General features: G+C 63.3%; 13 protein-coding genes and 1 pseudogene. 10 read left to right on the top strand and 4 right to left on the bottom strand.

The genetic code is table 11. The features are described 5' to 3' along the window. Positions 1–104: 104 nt before the first annotated feature. A pseudogene (locus LCM4576_RS34985) lies at positions 105–296 on the top strand (hypothetical protein); the annotation flags it as partial. Here the strand turns inward: LCM4576_RS34985 and LCM4576_RS21535 are convergent. Both LCM4576_RS21535 and LCM4576_RS21530 read right to left on the bottom strand, forming a co-directional pair. Further along, positions 229–2,364, bottom strand: a complete 2,136-nt coding sequence (locus LCM4576_RS21535; protein WP_244510862.1) for a response regulator — start codon at positions 2,362–2,364, stop codon at positions 229–231. The pseudogene LCM4576_RS34985 and the gene LCM4576_RS21535 overlap by 68 nt on opposite strands. A gap of 19 nt (positions 2,365–2,383) precedes the next feature. After that, entirely contained in the window at positions 2,384–8,080 is a 5,697-nt protein-coding gene (locus tag LCM4576_RS21530) for a HAMP domain-containing protein (RefSeq protein ID WP_071034525.1), read from the bottom strand. A gap of 331 nt (positions 8,081–8,411) precedes the next feature. On the opposite strand from LCM4576_RS21530, the gene LCM4576_RS21525 reads away from it, so the two are divergent. Together LCM4576_RS21525 and LCM4576_RS21520 are read left to right on the top strand one after the other, a co-directional pair. Continuing rightward, the gene (locus LCM4576_RS21525; RefSeq protein ID WP_071034523.1) at positions 8,412–9,431 is read left to right on the top strand and encodes an aminopeptidase; all 1,020 of its coding nucleotides are present in this window, start codon (positions 8,412–8,414) and stop codon (positions 9,429–9,431) included. 49 nt (positions 9,432–9,480) lie between these two features. Then, entirely contained in the window at positions 9,481–10,110 is a 630-nt protein-coding gene (locus tag LCM4576_RS21520; protein WP_244510861.1) for a class I SAM-dependent methyltransferase, read from the top strand. Between the two features lie 25 nt (positions 10,111–10,135). Here the strand turns inward: LCM4576_RS21520 and LCM4576_RS21515 are convergent, their stop codons facing one another. Both LCM4576_RS21515 and LCM4576_RS21510 read right to left on the bottom strand, forming a co-directional pair. Then, positions 10,136–11,353 (bottom strand): cyanate transporter, encoded by a 1,218-nt coding sequence (locus LCM4576_RS21515; RefSeq protein ID WP_071034519.1) that lies wholly within the window; start codon positions 11,351–11,353, stop codon positions 10,136–10,138. A 17-nt stretch (positions 11,354–11,370) separates the two neighbouring features. Next, complete coding sequence (locus LCM4576_RS21510; protein WP_083361457.1) at positions 11,371–12,036, bottom strand: ankyrin repeat domain-containing protein; 666 nt, start codon at positions 12,034–12,036, stop codon at positions 11,371–11,373. Between the two features lie 145 nt (positions 12,037–12,181). On the opposite strand from LCM4576_RS21510, the gene LCM4576_RS21505 reads away from it, so the two are divergent. The 7 genes from LCM4576_RS21505 to LCM4576_RS21475 all read left to right on the top strand — a co-directional run bounded on the left by LCM4576_RS21505 (position 12,182) and on the right by LCM4576_RS21475 (position 19,598). Further along, entirely contained in the window at positions 12,182–13,024 is an 843-nt protein-coding gene (locus tag LCM4576_RS21505) for a LysR family transcriptional regulator (protein WP_071034611.1), read from the top strand. A gap of 227 nt (positions 13,025–13,251) precedes the next feature. Next, the gene (gene tauA / locus LCM4576_RS21500; protein ID WP_041009698.1) at positions 13,252–14,262 is read left to right on the top strand and encodes a taurine ABC transporter substrate-binding protein; all 1,011 of its coding nucleotides are present in this window, start codon (positions 13,252–13,254) and stop codon (positions 14,260–14,262) included. Positions 14,263–14,320: 58 nt separating this feature from the next. After that, entirely contained in the window at positions 14,321–15,115 is a 795-nt protein-coding gene (locus tag LCM4576_RS21495) for a taurine ABC transporter ATP-binding protein (protein WP_040986655.1), read from the top strand. Then, complete coding sequence (locus LCM4576_RS21490; RefSeq protein ID WP_071034517.1) at positions 15,112–15,960, top strand: ABC transporter permease subunit; 849 nt, start codon at positions 15,112–15,114, stop codon at positions 15,958–15,960. The genes LCM4576_RS21495 and LCM4576_RS21490 overlap by 4 nt, the downstream gene beginning before the upstream one ends. 42 nt (positions 15,961–16,002) lie before the next feature. Further along, positions 16,003–17,163 (top strand): FMNH2-dependent alkanesulfonate monooxygenase, encoded by a 1,161-nt coding sequence (ssuD, locus tag LCM4576_RS21485; RefSeq protein ID WP_040986659.1) that lies wholly within the window; start codon positions 16,003–16,005, stop codon positions 17,161–17,163. A 140-nt stretch (positions 17,164–17,303) separates the two neighbouring features. After that, positions 17,304–18,764, top strand: a complete 1,461-nt coding sequence (locus tag LCM4576_RS21480; RefSeq protein WP_071034515.1) for a phospholipase D-like domain-containing protein — start codon at positions 17,304–17,306, stop codon at positions 18,762–18,764. A gap of 24 nt (positions 18,765–18,788) precedes the next feature. Beyond that, positions 18,789–19,598, top strand: a complete 810-nt coding sequence (locus LCM4576_RS21475) for an endonuclease/exonuclease/phosphatase family protein (RefSeq protein ID WP_071034513.1) — start codon at positions 18,789–18,791, stop codon at positions 19,596–19,598. Positions 19,599–19,604: the final 6 nt, after the last annotated feature.

Raw genomic sequence — 19,604 nt, 5'->3', positions numbered from 1 at the left:
CTCGCCACGCACCCTTCCCTCTCGGACGCCTGAGAACTCAATCACTCCAGACGGTGGACACCATGAGCATCGACAATCCCGCCCCTCGCCTGAGCGGCTTCGGCCTCGCCGACTGGCTTTGCCTCGCCGCGGCGCCCACCTTCGCGGCGATGGCGCTGCTGACGGCTGCCTATGGCAGCCACGACATGATGTGCATGTCGGGCGCCACGGTCCTCAGCGGCATGGCGCCTATGTATCTGTTGATGGCGGCGTTCCATCTTGCGCCGTGGCTGCGGCTGGTGGCAGGGCGGAAGTGAGCTTGACAACGGCCCGGTCTGCCTCAGGGRCTGCCATTCCCCGTCTCGCCATCAGTATTGACTCGACAAGCTCCTGATCTTTGTAAGGTTTCGCGAGCAAAAGAACATCTGCCGGCAGATCGCCGATTGCCTCGGTTTCGGCATAGCCCGTAATGATGAGGGCGGGCCAATCCGCCCTGAGATTGCGCGCAAATCGAATCACGTCCAGGCCTGAAACGAGCGGCATGGCGAAATCGGTGACGATCACGTCGAAATCCTGCGGGGCCTTCTCGATCCTGGCCAGCGCCTCGGCACCGCCGGCGGCGCATGTCACATGGAAGCCGCTTTGCCTCAACGACGCAGCCGTCAACTCGCGCAGCGCATCACCGTCGTCGACCAATAGTATAGACGGCAGAGCGCCATTGCCGTCAATGCGGGGCTGGCTGATCTGTCCCTGCTCGATCGATCGGGCTGGCTGCTTCAACGATCTTGGCAGCCACAGCTGCATCGCCGTGCCTCGCTCGACAACGCTCTCGATCCGAAGCGTGCCGCCAGACTGCTTTGCAAAGCCGTAGACGGTACTCAAGCCAAGGCCGGTCCCCTTGCCGACGGGTTTCGTCGTGAAAAAGGGCTCTATGACCTTCGCCACGAGATCGGCCGGAATACCCGAACCGGTGTCGATGACCGAGATGACGACATAGTCGCCCGCGCCCAGTTCGTCGGAGTTGCTGTGGGTGGTGTGATTTTCGGCGCGTATGGTGATCGAACCTCCCGTAGGCATCGCGTCGCGCGCGTTGAAAACCAAATTCATGAGAGCGARTTCGAGTTGGCCTGCGTCCACCAGCACAGGCCAAACCGAATTGTCGATTTGCCATTCGAAGCGAACCAGACCTCCGAGCACTGGCGCCACGAGCCCGTTCAGCGGCTCGACCAGGGTTGCCAGTTGCAAAGGTTCGGGCTTCAGATGCTGACGCCGGGAGAAGGCGAGCATGCGATTGACCAATTCGGCGCCTTGTTTGGCCGAGCGCCTTGTTAGGTCGAGCACCTTCTTCGCCTGCTCGTCGAGCGCGGTGCTGCGCTCGAGCAGCCCGAGCCCGCTGAGGATTGCCGCAAGCAGGTTGTTGAAATCATGGGCAAGTCCGCCTGTAAGCTTGCCGATGGCGTCAAGGCGCTGCGCTTGGAGCAGCCTGTCTTCAAGCTCGCGCCGCTCGGTTATGTCGAGCAGCGTTCCGACGATTTCTTGCGTGTTCTCCACGGGATTATGCGAGATGACGCCCTGGTCCAGGAAGCTTCGGTATTTGCCATCCGCGCACTGCCATCGGAATTCGCAGCTGTAGGCGCCGGCCGCTTTGGCGCCAAGCAGGGCGGCCTCGACGTCCGGCAAGTCGTCCGGATRCACACGGCTCAGGCCAAAGCCAGGCTCGGACGTCAGCCGCTCGGGAGAAAATCCGGTCAACCGCTCGATCCCGCTGGTGACGAAGCGGGCATCAAACGGCGGTTCGAGCGATCGAGCATGAAAGCAAACCGGAACCGATTGCAGTATGGCTTCCTGGCGCTGCTCCGCGGCACGCAAGGCTCGCTCCGCCTGAAGCCTTGACTTTTGCGCCTCCAGCGCCTGCTCCAGCAGCGTCTGCTCCACGATTGCCTTGCGCTGGATTTCCAGGGTCTTCTCGTGCAATTCGATGAACACGGCCACCTTGGAACGCAGCATGGCTGAATCGAACGGCTTAAAGACGAAATCGACCGCACCGGCATCGTAGCCGCGCAGCATATGCGCTTCTTCCTTGTTGATCGCGGTCAGGAAGATGATCGGAGTCCGCCTCGACTGCTCTCTTTGGCGGATCAACGAGGCCGTCTCGTATCCGTCCAATCCCGGCATTAGCACGTCCAGAAGAATTACGGCGAACTCTTCCTTCAAAAGGAACCGCAACGCCTCCTCGCCGGACTGTGCGCAGACAACCTCGCCCACTCCAGCCAAGACTTCGCTGATCGCCAGGAGATTGCGATCRTCATCATCAACGGCGAGGATGCGCGCGCCTTGCRCTACCTCTGACAGGGCCGCACGATGTTCGGTTTTGGTCTTCAGCATCCTTTGCATTGGCGACCCGTCACATGGYCGCCACAAGCTTCTCTGCCGGCTGGGCGTGCTGTCGCGATCGACCGATCCAGACCCGGAGCAGCGCGAGCAGAAGGTCGAGGTCCACAGGCTTTGCTATGTAATCCGAAGCACCGGCATCAAGGCACTTTTGCCGGTCGCCCTTCATTGCCTTGGCAGTCACCGAGATAAGGGGGACGTGCGCGATCGATGGCATGCCGCGTATCTGCCGCATCGTCTCATAGCCGTCCATCTCAGGCATCATGATGTCGATGAGCGCGACATCCATGTCTGGATTTTGCTCGAGCAGCGCGATGCCATCGCGACCACGCTCGGCATGCAAAACCTGGATACCATATGTTTCGAGCACGCTGGTCAGCGAATAGATGTTGCGGATGTCRTCGTCGACGATGAGGACTTTGGCGCCGGCAAGGTCGGTCTTGTCCGATCGTTGGGAGGTCGCGGCCCCATTGGTGTGACTGTCTCGCGGCAGGGTTGCCGACATCAGCAGCGCCAACTGGCCAAAATTCTCGGCACGGGCAACGTCCGCCAATTCCGGCTTGAGCCCGATCAGTTGCTCCAGAGCCTCCGGATAGGGTGCGAAGAACACGAGCTTGGATGACAGGCTCTCGAGCGAGGCCGCGATCTCCTCAATCATCTTGGCGTTGTCCTTGCCCGACCTCCCAAAGCCCAGCACAATCGCGTCATAGATATCGAAGTCTATTCCCCGACCATTTGCAGCGATCCGACCGACAGGTGTGACGGAAGTGACGCCATCGCGGATCCCTTCGACCAGGGCAAGCCGCCGCTCGKGATCGGCATCCACGATCAGGACATTGCGCTGGATGCGCAACTGGCTCGATTGAATGTCCTCGAACACCTTCATGAGGTCGTCAGATGACACAGGCTTGGTCGAGACGCTGGCGGCGCCATTGCGCAACAGGCCCGCCGTATCTTCCGCACCCGAGATGACATGGATCGGGATGCCGGCGGTCTTGGGATCGTGCCGCAAAAGATCGAACAGCACCCAGCCATCGATATCCGAAAGACCGAGGTCCAGCGTGATCGCATCCGGCACCAGCTTCCTGGCGAGCGCTACTGTCCCGGAGCCTGCGGTGGACAAGACGCCCTTGAGGCCCGCCGAGCGCGCCATGCCCAGCAGCAGTCCTGCAAAGGTGGGATCGTCCTCTACGATAAGCACGACCCTGTCTTCGGGCGAGAGGGCATCGCGATCGTCGATCAATTCCGGGACGGAAACACCAGCCGCCGGAGCCACCACCTCCTGTTCGACAATCACGGGCTGCGGAACCGCTCTCGGACCCTCCATGGGGATTACGAGCGTGAATGTCGATCCCTTGCCTGGCGTGCTCTCCACCCTCAGTTCGCCTCCGAGCAGCCGCGCGATTTCACGGCTGATCGACAGGCCGAGCCCGGTGCCGCCATATTTGCGGCTGGTGGTGCCGTCGGCCTGCTGGAAAGCCTCGAAGATCAACTTCTGCTTATCATCGGGAATGCCGATACCGGTATCGGTGACCGCGATAGCGAGCGCCTTCGGCGCCTGGGCACCGTTGCGCCGCGCGGTCTTCTCCGGCCTGAAGGTGAGGCTGACGTTACCGGTCGACGTGAATTTGAACGCGTTCGACAACAGATTGAGCACGATTTGCTGCAGCCGCTTCTCGTCGGTGCGCACTGTCTCCGGAAGTCCCGGGTCAAGTTCTATCGTGAAGCCCAGTCCCTTGTCGGCGGCCAACTGACGGAACGTGCGTTCCATGTGCTGGCGCAGATGCGCCAGCGGCATGTCATTGATCTCGACGGAAACGGTGCCGGACTCGATCTTCGACAGGTCGAGGATGTCGTTGATGAGACTGAGCAGGTCAGTACCGGCCGAGTTGATGGTGCGGGCAAACTCGACCTGCTTGTCGTTGAGATTTCCCTGCTGGTTGCTGGCCAACAGATTCGAGAGAATGAGCAGCGAGTTCAGTGGCGTGCGGAGCTCGTGGCTCATATTGGCCAGGAATTCGGATTTGTACTTGGAGGTCAGGGCGAGCTGTTCGGCCTTCTCCTCAAGTGCTCGCCGCGCCATTTCGATTTCCAGGTTCTTGTTCTCCACCTGCTTCTTTTCGTTTTCGAGCAGCTGCGCCTTTTCCTGCAACTCCTCGTTGGTGGCGTGCAGTTCCTCCTGCTTCTTGGTTAGTTCCGTCTGGCGTGCTTGCAATTCCGAGGTCAGCAGTTGCGACTGTTTGAGCAACCCTTCAGTGCGCATCGTCGCCGCGATCGTGTTGAGCACGATGCCGACCGATTCCATCAGTTGGTTGAGGAACGACTGGTGCGTGTCGCGGAACTCGCTGAAGGAGGCAAGCTCGATCACGGCCTTGACTTCCTCTTCGAAGAGCGCGGGCAGGATGATGACGTTGGCCGGTGTGGCGTTGCCGAGGCCCGATGTGATGCGCAGGAAGTCCGGCGGCACATTGTCGAGGACGATCGCGCGCTTGTCGGCGGCGCTTTGGCCGATCAAGCMCTCGCGCCAATCAAGACGCTGTTTCATCGCCGACTTGCTTTCAGCCCCGTAGGACGCGGCGAGCTCGAGATAGGACTCGTCTTCTTCCCGGTTGGTCACATAGAAGACGCCGTATTGCGCATTCACCAGCGGCGCCAGCTCGGACATGATCAGGCGCGACACCGTCGCCAGATCGCGCTCGCCTTGCAACATGCGCGAGAACCGCGCCAGATTGGTCTTCAGCCAATCCTGCTCGGCGTTCTTGAGCGTCTGATCCTTGAGGTTGCGGATCATCTCGTTGATGTTGTCCTTGAGTGCCGCCACTTCGCCTGACGCCTGGACGCTGATGGATCGTGTCAGATCACCCTTGGTCACTGCCGTCGACACTTCGGCGATAGCTCGCACCTGCGTGGTGAGGTTGGCTGCCAGCTGATTGACATTGTCGGTCAGGTCGCGCCATAGCCCTGCCGCGCCCGGCACGCGAGCCTGGCCGCCGAGCTTGCCTTCGATGCCGACCTCGCGCGCGACGTTTGTCACCTGGTCGGCAAAGGTGGCGAGCGTCTCGATCATGCCATTTATGGTATCGGCCAGCGAGGCGATCTCGCCCTTGGCATCGACGGTGAGCTTGCGGCGCAGATTTCCCTGCGCCACCGCGGTCACGACATCCGCGATACCGCGCACTTGGTTCGTCAGGTTGGTGGCCATCAGGTTGACGTTGTCCGTCAGATCCTTCCAGGTGCCGGCAACACCCTCGACGCGGGCCTGGCCGCCGAGTTTGCCCTCGGTACCGACCTCGCGCGCCACGCGCGTCACCTCCCCGGCGAAGGAGTTCAGCTGATCGACCATGGTGTTGATCGTCGACTTCAGCTCCAGGATCTCGCCTTTGACATCCACGGTGATCTTTTTCGACAGATCGCCGCGTGCGACGGCGGTGGTCACTTCAGCGATGTTACGCACCTGGCCGGTGAGGTTTTCGGCCATGGAATTCACGTTGTCGGTGAGGTCCTTCCATGTGCCCGCAACACCTCGGACTTGGGCCTGGCCGCCCAATTTGCCCTCGGTGCCAACCTCGCGTGCGACACGCGTCACCTCGCCGGCGAAGGAGTTGAGCTGGTCGACCATGGTGTTGATGGTGGATTTCAGCTCCAGGATCTCGCCTTTGACGTCGACGGTGATCTTCTTGGAAAGGTCGCCAAGGGYGACAGCCGTCGTCACCTCGGCGATATTGCGCACCTGGCCGGTCAAATTCGCGGCCATGGCATTCACATTGTCGGTCAGATCCTTCCACGTGCCGGCCACGCCGCGAACCTGTGCTTGCCCACCCAGCTTGCCGTCGGAGCCGACCTCGCGCGCGACGCGCGTCACTTCCGAGGCAAACGAATTGAGCTGGTCGACCATCGTGTTGATGACGTCCTTGATCTGCAGGATCTCGCCCAAGGCATCGACCGTGATCTTCTGCGTCAAGTCGCCAGTGGCGATCGCGGTCGCGACCTTGGAGACGTCACGCAGTTGCACGGTGAGATTGCCGGCCATTGCGTTCACATTGTCGGTCAAATCCTTCCAGGTGCCGCCAACGCCTTCCACATGWGCCTGCCCGCCAAGCTTGCCTTCCGAGCCGACTTCACGCGCCACGCGCGTCACTTCCGAAGCGAAGGAGTTGAGCTGATCCACCATCGTGTTGACGGTGTCTTTCAGTTCCAGGATTTCGCCCTTGACGTCGACCGTGATCTTCTTCGACAGGTCGCCGCGCGCGACGGCGGTGGTCACTTCGGCGATATTGCGCACCTGGCCTGTAAGATTGGCAGCCATCAGGTTGACACTGTCGGTCAGGTCCTTCCAGGTGCCGCCGACGCCCTTCACGTCGGCCTGGCCGCCAAGCTTGCCCTCGGTGCCGACTTCGCGGGCAACGCGCGTCACCTCCGACGCAAAGGAATTGAGCTGGTCCACCATGGTGTTGATGGTGTCCTTGAGCTCCAATATCTCGCCCTGAACGGCCACGGTGATCTTCTTCGACAGATCGCCAGACGCGACCGCCGTCGTCACTTCGGCGATGTTGCGAACCTGTCCGGTCAGGTTCTCGGCCATCGAGTTCACATTATCCGTCAGATCCTTCCAGGTGCCCGCGACACCACGTACCTGGGCCTGGCCTCCCAGCTTGCCCTCGGAACCGACCTCACGCGCCACGCGGGTCACCTCGGAGGCGAACGAGTTGAGCTGGTCCACCATCGTGTTGATGGTGTTCTTCAGCTCGAGAATTTCGCCCTTCACATCGACGGTGATCTTCTTCGAAAGGTCGCCGAGCGCGACGGCTGTCGTGACCTCGGCGATGTTGCGGACCTGACCGGTCAGGTTCTCGGCCATCGAATTGACGTTATCGGTAAGGTCTTTCCAGGTGCCGCCGACGCCTTCGACGCGCGCCTGACCGCCGAGCTTGCCTTCGGTGCCGACCTCGCGCGCCACGCGCGTCACTTCCGAGGCGAACGAATTGAGCTGGTCCACCATCGTGTTGATGGTGTTCTTGAGCTCCAGGATTTCGCCTTTCACGTCGACGGTGATTTTCTTCGACAGGTCGCCCGAGGCGACGGCCGTGGTGACTTCGGCGATATTGCGGACCTGTCCGGTGAGGTTGGTCGCCATGGCGTTGACGTTGTCGGTCAGGTCTTTCCAGGTGCCGGCCACGCCCTTCACCCGCGCCTGGCCACCGAGCTTGCCTTCGGTGCCCACCTCGCGGGCAACGCGCGTCACCTCCGAAGCGAAGGACCCCAACTGCCCGACCATGGTGTTGACGACCTTGCCGATGCGGAGAAACTCGCCTCGCAGAGGCCGGCCGTCGATCTCCACCATCATGGTTTGCGACAGGTCACCCTTGGCAACCGCACCAATGACGCGAGCCACCTCGGTGGTCGGCTGAACCATGTCCTCGATCAGATCGTTGACGGAGCGGACGCTTGTTTCCCAGCTGCCCGTGGCATTGCGCACGTGGCCGCGCTCACCGATCCGCCCGTCCTTGCCGACCACCCTRCTCAGCCGCTCGAACTCGCGCGTGACCTGATCGTTGATCTCCACGATCTGGTTGAAGGTGTCTGCGATATCGGAATCGAGGCCTTCATAGACATTGTCGATACGCACAGAGAAATCGCCCCGGCGGAAGGCCTTGAGCGCGTTCAAAATCTGGCGGCGGTCCAATTGCGGCTTGGATCTCAACGTACTCACAGCGCCCCCTCACAGCCCCGGCTGATAGCGATAAAGACTGTCGTGAATGAAAAACGTCCCCTTGCGGGCACACTCCCGCGAGAGGCACAACGCGCGAGCCGTACTTCGGTTCCATTTAGACGGGCGGTAACCTGTCCATGAGCGCCGCATGGCGCATGATCCGACGCCGGCTCGTCAAATCGACAGTAGGCAGCAGCGTTCTCTGGTCTTGACGAAGCAGGTCCGCCTGTTTGAGACATGAGGAGCATGGGAACATTTGCTCCCGAGGAGAAGAGCAGGCGGTGGGCAGGCTTTGAAGCGCATTTTTCGATTGCTCGCCGCTGCAGTCCTGATGTCCGGCGTGGCCGGATGCACCAGCATTTCCTATTATGCGCAGTCGTTGGAGGGCCATGTCGAGATCATGGYCGCGCGGAAGAATGTTGCGACGCTGATCCATAATCCGTCGACGCCGGAACCATTGCGCGCCAAGTTGACCTCGGCCAGCGCCATACGCCGCTTTGCCACGGAAGAACTGGCGCTGCCCGACAACAGCAGCTACCGCAGCTATGTCGATGTCGGCCGCAATGATGTGACCCTGGCGGTCTTCGCCGCGCCGCAATTCTCGCTCGCGCCGGTAACATGGTGCTTTCCGGTCTTCGGATGCGTTCCCTACAAAGGCTATTTCTCGCGCAAGGACGCGCTCGAAAATGCCGCTCAACTGCAACGACAGGGGCTGGACGTCTATGTGACGGGCATTACGGCGTATTCCACGCTCGGCTGGTTCAGCGACCCGTTGCTCAGCACCATGCTGCGCCAGAACGACACCTACCTCGCAAGCCTTGTTTTCCACGAGCTGGCGCACCAGAAAGTCTATGTGAACGGCGACTCCGCGTTCAACGAGGCTTTCGCGGTTTCCGTCGAAACCACCGGTACAAGGAAATGSCTGCGCGCCACCGGCAATCGCGCCGGATTGCGCAGCTACGAAATCGACCACAAGCRCAAGGCCGATTTTCTCGGACTGATCGCGAAGACCCGGGACGAGCTGCGACAGGTCTATGGAAGCCCGCGCGGTCCGGAGCAGATGGCGGCCGCCAAGGCAGCCACGATCGACAGGCTGCGGACGCGCTACCGACAAATGCGCGACCGGCGATGGGCCGGATACCGCGGCTACGACGCCTGGTTCGACAGCCCGATCAACAACGCAAAGCTTGCCGCGACTGCCGTCTACGGCGAAGAGGTTCCAGCGTTCCTTCGCTTGTTCGACTTATGCGCGCGCGACTATCCGAGGTTCTACGCATCCGTTCGACGGATCGGAAATCTGCCCGCCACCTCCCGGGCCGAAGCGCTCAAGACCGTGGCTGCGTGTAATTGACCTTGTAAGGAATTCCGGGGGCCGTGGGCAAATGTTGGACAATTATGAGGTGGACAGGTTCGGTGTGATCCACCAGATCGACTTCACGCCGATCAAATACGACAAGAAATATATTTCCTACTATGAGGACCTGAGCGACCGGACCATCAAGCTCGGCTATCAGCGGCTTGGCTGGGTGCTCGGCATCACCGGTGAGGTTCCTCGCTCGGTGCTGGAAATCGGATATGGTACCGGGACGTTCATCGAAGCCGCCAAGATAACCGGCGTCGCCGATTGCGCCGGCTGCGATATCGCCGAGTTCCCGCTGCCCAAGGGTGTCCGCTTCGTCGATTGGAATCAGGCGCTCGCCGGCTCATGGGATCTTGTCGCCATGTTCGACGTGCTCGAGCACATCCCGGACCTGAGCTTCCTCTCGCGCCTTCAGGCTCGCCACCTGGCCGTCGCCGTCCCTTATTGCCGCTGGCGCGAGCTCGGCACCGACGGCGACGCGTGGTTCGCCAAGTGGCGCATGCGCCTGCCCAACGAGCACCTGCACCATTTCGACCGCGACTCGCTGGTGGCGCTGCTCGCAGCCGGCGGCTTCGAATGCGTGACGCTGAACTGCTTCGAGGACGGGATCCGGCTACGGCCGGGCGAAACGGGTCCGAACATCCTGTCGGGCTTCTTCAGGAAGCTTTAGGCGGGTTCCGGCTGGTGAGCCTGCATCACGCCGCGACCGGTTCAGGTGTCCGTAACTTCATTGCCGGCGCATAACTGCCGGGCGCAAGGCGGAAAGTCAGCACGGTGACGATCGATATGCAGCCGAGATGCAGCAGCCAGCCGGCGCGAAAACCGCCGGTCATGTCGTGCAGCACCGCGACGATCCAGGGCGGTATCGCGGCGACGAGGRAGCCGCCGCCTTGCATCATGGCCGACAGCGCGCCGGCTTCCGCCGGGTCCGGCAGATGTTCGAGCGCGACGATCATGGTGAGCGAGAAGGAGCCGCCGAGCCCCGCTCCCAGCAGCAGCGCGAGGATGAAGGGCGCGGTCCCGGGCTGCAGGATCAACCCGGCAAAACCAGCGCCCTGCATGGCCAAGGTCAGCCAGAGCCACGGCCGGCGGTCGGCACTCTTGCCGGCAAGGGCCGGCAGCAGCAGGGCCGAGAGCGCCTGCCCTACGGCCATGACCGCCAGCAGGCCGCCGCTTGAGCCGCTCGTCCAGCCCTGTTCCTGATAGTAAGGCGCAAGCCATGCCACCGCGGTCGAGTAGCCGCCATTGACGAGGCCGAAGCAAGCCATCAGCAGCCAGGTGCGCGGCCGCTTGAGAAGGGCCGCCGCCGCGTTCATGCCTTGCGGGCGGACGGCGTCGCGCGGCAAGCAGGCCAAGGCGAGCACCGCTGCGATCAATGCCGGYAACGCCATCCAGGCGAGCCCGAAATGCCAGTCGCCCGAGGCCGTGGCGATCAGCGGCGCGAGCTGCGCGCCAACCGCGCCGCCGCCCATCAGCATCGATGAATAAAGCCCCATCACGAGGCTGACATGGCCGGGGAACTGCCGCTTGACGATGCCGGGGAACACAGCCTGAACGACGGCCGCCCCCAGGCCGAGCAAGGCGGCGGTACCTATCATCCCGAAACCGGTCGACACGAAGAGGCGCAGGAAGGACGCGAGGGCGAGGATGGCCAGCGCCGCGATGACCGCCCGGCTGGCACCAATCAGCGCCTGCAGGGAAGGACCGRCAAAGGCAAGGATCCCCATCAGCAGTATCGGCACCAGCGTCAGCAGCGCGACGCCCTGGGTGCCGAGACCGGTCTCGGCACGCACGCCCGCCGCCAGCGGACCGATGCCGGTGATGAACGGCCTGAGGTTGAGCCCGACCAGGGCGACCATGGCAAGCATGAGAACGCGGCTGGAAGTCGCCTCGATGCCCTTTTGTCCGTTCATGGCACCGCCCATTCTTCTCAGCTTGCGCCAGCGGCCGTGAGGAGCTTCTCGATCTCCTTGAAGCCGCGGTCCCGCGCATGCCGCAGCGGCGTCACGCCATCGCCGTCGGCGAGATCGACGTCGGCTCCGGCCTTGATCAGCACTTCGACGATCTTTTGGTGGCGCTCGCCGCCGTCGCCGAGAATGATCGCCTCGAGCAGCGCGGTCCAACCGAGCTTGTTGACATGGTCGACATCGACACCGGCCTCGAGCAGCGTGCGCACGGTCTCGACATGGCCGCGCTCCGACGCCGGGATGAGGGCGGTGCCGCCATAGCGGTTGATGCTCTTGAGATCGGCGCCATGCGCGAGCGTCAGCTTGAGGATTTCGAGATGCCCACGCGCCCCGGCGTAGAGGTAAGGACTGTCMTCGATATTGTCCTTGGCGTTGACGTTCGCACCGGCAGCGATCAGCGCCTTGGCGGCTGCTATCTTGTTCTCGTGCGTGGCGACAAGGAGCGGCGTGGCGCCGGTGCCGTCGCGCGCATCGATCGCGGCGCCCTGCGACAAAAGCCTGCCGATGGCGCCCACGTCGTCGGYGGCGGCCGCTGCATGCAAAGGGGTGGTGCGCATGGTTTCTCCTGAGGCGATCGCCGAAACGGAAGCGAGCGCCAGCAAGGCAAAAGCAAAAAAGAGACGACGCATTCCTGGCTCCTGCGGTAGCGGCCACGCATGGCCTTGTCCGCGCTTCCAGATAGGGCCGCGCATCTACATTTAGAAATTAAATATATGCATCCACCGCATTATGATTTTAAATGACCGATACCGATGCACCGACGAAACGGAAAAGATGCTCGATCCGCGCCTTCTGCGTTCCTTCATCGCGATTGCCGACGCCGGCAGCTTCACGCAGGCCGCGGAGCGGCTCAACATGACGCAATCGACGATCAGCCAGCAGCTTGCCCGGCTGGAGGACGCGGTCGGCCAAAGTCTGGTCGATCGCGACACGAGGCCGATCCAGCCGACGGCCGCGGGCGAACGCCTGCTAGGCTATGCGCGGCGCATCCTTGCCTTGCAGCATGAGGCGGAAACGGCGCTTGGCGATCCGGCCGGCACCGCGCCGGTGCGGATCGGCGTGCCCGAGGATATCGTCAATTCGCAGATGGCGGAGGTGTTCGGCGGCTTCGCCAAGAACAACCGCGCGGCGCGGCTGGACGTCACCGCCGGCCTGAGCCGGGACCTTGCCCGGCGTTACCGCGCCGGCGAGTTCGACATCGTGGTGGTCAAGGAAGCGGTGGCCGAGCCCGACTGCCGGGCGAGCTTTCCCGAACCCCTGGCGTGGTTCGAAAGCGCTGACCGTCAATCCGATTGGGCCGATCCGGTGCCGCTCGTCGCCTTTCCGCCCGGCGGCCTCTATCGCGAGGCCATGTTCGAGCGGATCGAACGCGAACAACGGCGCTGGTACATCGCCTTCTCCGGCAGCAGCCTGCGCAACGTGCTGATCGGCGTGGAGGCCGGGCTCGGCCTCTCGTTGCTGCCCAAAAGCGCGGTGGCCGGGCGTCATGTCCGGTCCYATGCGGCGTTCGGCGCCGAACCCTCGATGGCGGTCTCGATCTATGCCTGGGAAAAAACGGGACCGATCGCGGAACTGGCCGATCGGATGACCGCGGTTCTTGCCGCCAGACAGTCGTAACGCCACGCTTCGGCCTCGCAGCCGGCGGGCCTCTGCGAGGCACGACCTGTGCCTGCGTAGAATGACCCTGCGGGATCACCTCGCATTTCAGCTCAATTCTTTTTCATCGCGGATCGCCCTTTCGGAATATCATTTCTGTCTAATTCTATCGGGTTAGTCGACTTTAATTCGCGGCCCACTGGTGGCTGCAATCGAGGCAGTGCCCTCCGTTCAAAGGATTAAAGCCCATGCGAAAATTGATTTCCGCCGCCCTTTTCGGGCTTGCCCTGGCGTCCGCGCACACCGCGGCGAACGCCGCGGACGACAAGAAAGTCGTCATCGCCTACCAGACCGGCGCCAACCCCTACAATCTCGGCATCGCCAATGGCGACCTTGCCAAGAAGACCGGGTGGAACATCGAATTCCGCCGCTTCAATTCCGGCGCCGACATCTTCGCCGCCATCGCATCCGGCGATGTGCAGATCGGCGATGTCGGGTCGAGCCCGTTCTCGGCTGCCGTCAGCAAGGGTATCGACGTGAAAGCGTTCTACATCTCGTCGGTCTCGCGTGACGGCGAGGCCCTGGTGGTGCGGCCCGAAATCAAGTCGCCGGCGGATCTGCGCGGCAAGAAGCTCGCCGCGGCGCCGGTCTCGACCGACCATTATCAGCTTCTGGCCGTGCTCAAGCAGGAAGGCATTTCCGAAAAGGAAACCCAGGTCATCGCCATTCCGCAGCCCGAGATCGTCGCAGCCTGGAAGCGCGGCGACATCGACGGGGGCTTCGTCTGGGATCCGGCGCTGTCCGAACTCAAGAAGAACGGCAAGGTCTTGCTTACCGCCGGCCAGGTCGCCGATCGCGGCGCGCCGACCTTCAGCGCRCTGGTCGTCACAGGCGCGTTCGCCAAGGCCAATCCGGAGTTCCTCGGCCAGTATGTGCGGCTGATCGACGGCTACAACCAGGCCTATCTGAGCAACCCGGCCGCCTGGGGCCCGGACTCCGAGAGCGCCAAGGCGATCGCGAAATTGCAGGGCGGCACGGCGGCCGAGAATTCGGAACAGCTGAAGACGACCGTGGTCCCGCCGCTCGACGAACAGGTTTCCGACAAATGGCTGGGGGGCGGCGAAAAGAGCGCGGTCGCGAAAATCCTCAAGGACACCGCGAGCTTCCTGAAGGACCAGCACAAGATCACCTCGATCAAGGACAGCTACGCGGCCTTCGCCGATCCGCAATACGCGGAAGTGGCCAAGGCCTCGAACTAGCAATCCCTGAAGAAACGCGATTTGGCCGGCGCGCCGGCCAAATCGCCCGGAGGCCACCATGCTTCGAATCCGCGATGCCAGTGTCACTTTTCCGGCTTCCGACGGCCAGGACGTGCATGCGCTCGATCACGTCTCGCTCGATATCGCTCCCGCTTCCATCGTTGTCGCGGTCGGTGCTTCCGGCTGCGGCAAGTCGACATTGCTGAACGCGATCGCCGGCTTCCTGCCGCTCTCCGAAGGCACCATCACGCTCGACGGACAGGAGATCGTGGCGCCAGGCGGCGATCGCGGCGTCGTGTTCCAGAAGGACACCCTGCTGCCTTGGGCCAATGTGCTGGACAACGTCGCGCTTGGCCTGAAGTACCGGGGCGTGCCGCGAGGCGAACGCCATGAGCGGTCCAGGCACCTTTTGGAACTGGTCGGCCTCGCCGATTTCGCCGAAAAGCCGCCATATGAACTGTCCGGCGGCATGCGCCAGCGGGTCGGCATCGCCCGGGCGCTGGCCACCGATCCGAAAATCCTTTTGATGGACGAACCGTTCGGCGCCCTCGACAGCCTGACGCGCGAGACGATGCAACAGTTGCTGGCCTCGGTCTGGGCCAAGACCGGCAAGCAGATCCTGTTCATCACCCACTCGATCGAGGAAGCGCTTACGCTCGGGACGACCATCGTCGTGATGTCGCCCCGGCCGGGCCGCATCGTCGCCCGCTTCGACGCCGACTTCGTGCGCGACTTCGCCGAAAGCGGCGACATCGGGCCGATCCAGTCTCACCGGCGTTTCATCGAATTGCGGCAGGAAATCCGCTCGCTCATCCACCAGCCGGAAGGCGCCCGCACAGGAACCTTGCAATGACGTTTGCCGCCAATTCCCCAACCTCGTTCCAGCCCGCGACGGCTCAGCGGAAGCCCTCTCTCCAACCGCGCCGGGCCGCATCGACAAGCACGTTCGGTATCAGCCTCGTCACGCTGGCGGGGCTGATCGCCTTGTGGTTCCTCGCCGCGCGTTTCGGCTGGGCGTCGCCGCTTTTCCTGCCGTCGCCGGCCGATGTGCTGACCCAGTTCACCGCCGTCGCGGCCGACGGCTATGCCAACGGCACGCTGCTCGACCACACGCTGGCAAGCCTCGGCCGCATAGGCGCGGCGCTCGGCGTCGGCATTTTCGTGGGCATTCCGCTCGGCCTGCTCATGGGGCTCAACCGCTGGGTCAAAGGCATCTTCAGCGTGCCGATCGATCTCTATTGGGGCCTGCCGCCGCTGGCCTATTTGCCTCTGCTGATCATCTGGCTCGGCATCGGCGAGACTTCCAAGATCGTTCTCCTGTCGCTGTCGACCTTCGCGCCCATCTGCTTTGCTGCACAGGCGGGTGTCCGTTCCGTGCCRGTCGAACGCATCAACGCGGCGCTGTCCCTCGGCGCCAGCCGGCTGCAGCTCTTCACCAGCATCGTCCTACCGTCCGCACTGCCGGAAATCCTGACTGGCCTGAAGATCRCCATCGGCGCCGGATTGTCGACACTGGTCGCGGCCGAGCTGATCGCGGCCCAGTCCGGCCTCGGCTACATGATCATGTCGGCGGCCAATTTCCTCGCGACCGATGTCGTGTTCGTCGGCCTCATCGTCATCGCCGCRCTTGCCTTCGCCTTCACCAGCGGCATGCGCTGGCTGGAACATCGCCTCATCCCCTGGAAAGGCAAGCTCTGAGGCTTGCTTCCCGGATTCCGCAATCGCTGAAGGAACTATCCGATGTCCGGCAACAACGCCCGTCCGCTCGATCTCTACTGGTATCTGCCGACCCATGGCGACGGCCCCTATCTCGGCACCGACGAGCGCCACCGGCCGGCGACCTTCGGCTATCTCAAGGAGATCGCCCAGGCCGCCGACCGGCTTGGCTTCAAGGGCGTGCTTCTGCCCACGGGCACACGGTGCGAGGACGCCTGGATCGTGGCCGCCGGGCTGATCCCGCTCACCGAACGGCTGAAGTTCCTGGTGGCRCTCCGGCCGGGCAGCGGGACTCCGGCGCTGTTCGCGCGCCACGCGGCCACGCTGGACCGCATTTCCGGCGGCCGGGTGCTGCTCAACGTCGTCACCGGGGCTGATCCGGCCGACCTAGCGGGCGACGGCAATAAGCTCGCTCATGACGAGCGCTATGCGCAGACAGACGAGTTCCTGACCATCTGGCGGCGGATCCTTTCCGGTGAGCCGGCCGATTTCGAGGGCAAGTACCTCTCGGCGCACGGCACCGACATCTCTTTCCCGCCCATTCAGCAACCGCATCCGCCGCTCTGGTTCGGAGGCTCTTCCGATGCCGGCATCGCGATCGCCGCCAAGCATGTGGACGCCTATCTGAGCTGGGGCGAACCGGTGGACCAGCTCGCCGAAAAAATCGGTCGCGTGAAAAAAGCGGCGGCGGCGCAAGGCCGCACGATCCGCTTCGGCCTGCGCATCCATTTGATCGTGCGCGAAACCGAGGACGAGGCCTGGGCCGCCGCCGACCGGCTGATCAGCCATGTCACCGACGACCTGATCGCCGAAGCCCAGAACGGCTTCGTCAACATCTCGGAATCGGTTGGGCAGAAGCGTATGTCGGCTTTGCATCAGGGCCGGCGCGACAAGCTGGTCATCGGTCCGAATCTGTGGGCCGGGCCCGGGCTGGTGCGCGGCGGCGCCGGAACCGCGCTCGTCGGCAATCCCGACAATGTCGCGGCGCGAATCCGCGAGTATCAGGAGATCGGCATCGAAACGATCATCGCGTCCGCCTACCCGCATCTGGAAGAGGTCTTCAACGTCGCCGAACTGCTTTTCCCCAAACTCGGGCTGAGCGGGGAATCCGCCCCGGCGGAACGCAGCTGGGACGTCGAGTTCGGACGCGGCACCCGCCCGAAGGTCGCTGCGTCCGCCCCGTGACATTCTTCACGCGGCAGGCAAGGAAAATGGCGCGTGCCGTCGAGGTACAGGCGGCGCATTGCCGTGCTGGCGCCCATTTGCCGGAATAGCCTTGACCGTCCGCATTGCCTTCTGCGCCGGCCCGCACAATAGTCGGGCCGATGTTCGAGGCGATTGCGAGTCACTGGTCGACGCTTATCCTGGTCCTCTCGCTGGCGATGGCGGCGGTGGGCATCGTGCACGCCATCATGACGAAGGAAGACGTGCGCGCCGCCACCGGCTGGGTGGGCGTGATGCTCTTGTCGCCTTTCCTCGGCGCGATCATCTACGCGATCGCCGGCATCAACCRCATCCGCCGCGCGACGATCAGCGCCATGCGGCCGGTCTCGCCCGAGGCCGCCGCTGCCAGGCATGACCGCGACGTCGCGCTGGAAGCCTTGATCAACGCCGAATACGGGCAACGMTTCACCGGGCTGAAGACGCTCGGCGACAGGGTGGCGCGGCGTCCGCTCACCTCCGGAAACACCATCGCGGTGCTAAAGACCGGCGACGAGGCGTATGCGGYGATGTGCCGGGCAATTGACGCCGCGCAAAGAAGCGTCCTTCTGGAAACCTATATCTTCGACAATGACGCGGTCGGAGCGCTTTTCGTCCAGTCGCTCGGCAACGCCGTCAAGCGCGGCGTCACCGTGCGGGTGCTGATCGACGCCGTCGGCGTGCGCTACTCGGTGCCCAGTATTCTGAAACAACTGAAGGAGGCCGACGTCACCGTCGATCTCTTCAACGGCAACATCGTCATGGGCCTGAGACTTCCCTATGCCAATCTCAGGACCCACAGGAAGATCCTGATCGTCGACGGCACGGTGGCGTTCACGGGAGGCATGAACATCCGCAAGGGATTCTCAGCCGAATTCGCCGGTTCAGACAGTTCGCGCGATACCCATTTCGAGGTCACCGGGCCGGTGGTGGCCGATCTGTTCGCGGTTGCCGCCGAGGACTGGCGCTTTGCCGGCAACGAGGCCTTGAAGGACGGGCCCTGGCAGGTCGAACGCGCCGCGCCGCCGCCCGGGCAGCCGATGCTGGTGCGCGCGGTCGCGACCGGGCCGGACGCGTCCAACGAAACCAATCTCAAGCTGCTGATGGGCGCGTTTTCGGTGGCGCGCAAATCGATCCGCATCATGTCGCCCTATTTCCTGCCGGACCGGGAGTTCATCAGCGCGCTGACCACGGCCGGCCGGCGCGGCGTCGAAATCGACATCGTGGTGCCGGCGGTGAACAACCTTTTCCTCGTCGACCATGCGATGACGGCGCAGTTCGACCAGGTTTTGAAGCACTATTGCCGGGTCTGGCGCCACGAAGGTTCGTTCGATCATTCGAAGCTGATGGCGATCGACGGCGTGTGGGCCTATGTCGGCTCCTCCAACCTGGACGCCCGTTCGCTGAGGCTGAATTTCGAGATCGACATGGAAGTCCTGGATCAAAACTTCGCCGCCGAGATTGACGCCCGCATCGAGGCGGCCATCTCCACCGCGCAGCCGGTGACGCTGCAGACGCTGAAGGAAAGACCCTTCATTGTCCGCGTCTTCGACCGTTTGCTGTGGCTGGGATCGCCCTATCTTTAGAGCAGGAAATCGAGCAGCAGGATCATGGAGATAGACGACATCAAAGGACGCAGCCTGCCGGAGACCGTGCTGTTGTCGATCCGCGCCAGAAATGCGCGCAAGGCGAAGGCGACGCCGCGCAAGCGCGTCAACGGCGCCGAGATCGTCGTTGCCTCCTACAACGTCCATAAATGCATTGGCACGGACCGCAGGTTCGACCCCGACAGGACGGCACGCGTCATCCGCGAAATCAGCCCCGACGTGATCGCCCTGCAGGAAGCAGACAACCGCTTCGGCGACCGCGCCGGGCTGCTCGACCTTGCCCGGCTGGAACTGGAAACGGGGCTGGTGCCGGTGCCGGTCACCGGCAACGGCAAGGGACACGGCTGGCGCGGCAACGTGCTCCTGTTCAAGCGCGGCACCGTGCGAGACGTCCACCAGCTCAAGCTGCCGGGGCTGGAGCCGCGCGGCGCGCTGGTCGCCGAAATCGATCTCGACGAGAAACGGTCGCTGCGCGTGATTGCCGCCCATCTCGGCCTTTTGCGCCGCTCGCGCTCCGAGCAGGCCCGCGTCGTCCTCGACATCATGAGCAGCGCCGACGAGAGGCCGACGCTCTTGCTCGGCGACCTCAACGAATGGCGGCTCGGCAACCGCTCGGCGCTGAACACGCTGCACACGACCTTCGGGCCTACGCCGCCGGCGGTGCCCACCTTCCCGTCGGGCCTGCCGGTGCTGGCGCTCGACCGCATCATGGGCAACCGACACGATCTGGTTTCAGGCGTCGAGGCGCATGACACGCCGCTGTCGCGCGTCGCCTCCGACCACCTGCCGCTGACGGCTTACGTGCATCTGTAGCCGGAG

The sequence above is a fragment of the Mesorhizobium sp. LCM 4576 genome (genome assembly GCF_001854815.1).
GTDB classification, from domain to species: domain Bacteria; phylum Pseudomonadota; class Alphaproteobacteria; order Rhizobiales; family Rhizobiaceae; genus Mesorhizobium; species Mesorhizobium plurifarium.
This window is presented reverse-complemented; position numbering and strand designations above follow the sequence as displayed.

What these genes read in the sequence shown, in the direction of transcription:
- LCM4576_RS21475 (WP_071034513.1), top strand. Translation starts at nt 18,789, where the DNA reads ATGGAGATAGACGACATCAAAGGACGCAGCCTGCCGGAGACCGTGCTG.
- LCM4576_RS21495 (WP_040986655.1), top strand. Translation starts at nt 14,321, where the DNA reads ATGCTTCGAATCCGCGATGCCAGTGTCACTTTTCCGGCTTCCGACGGC.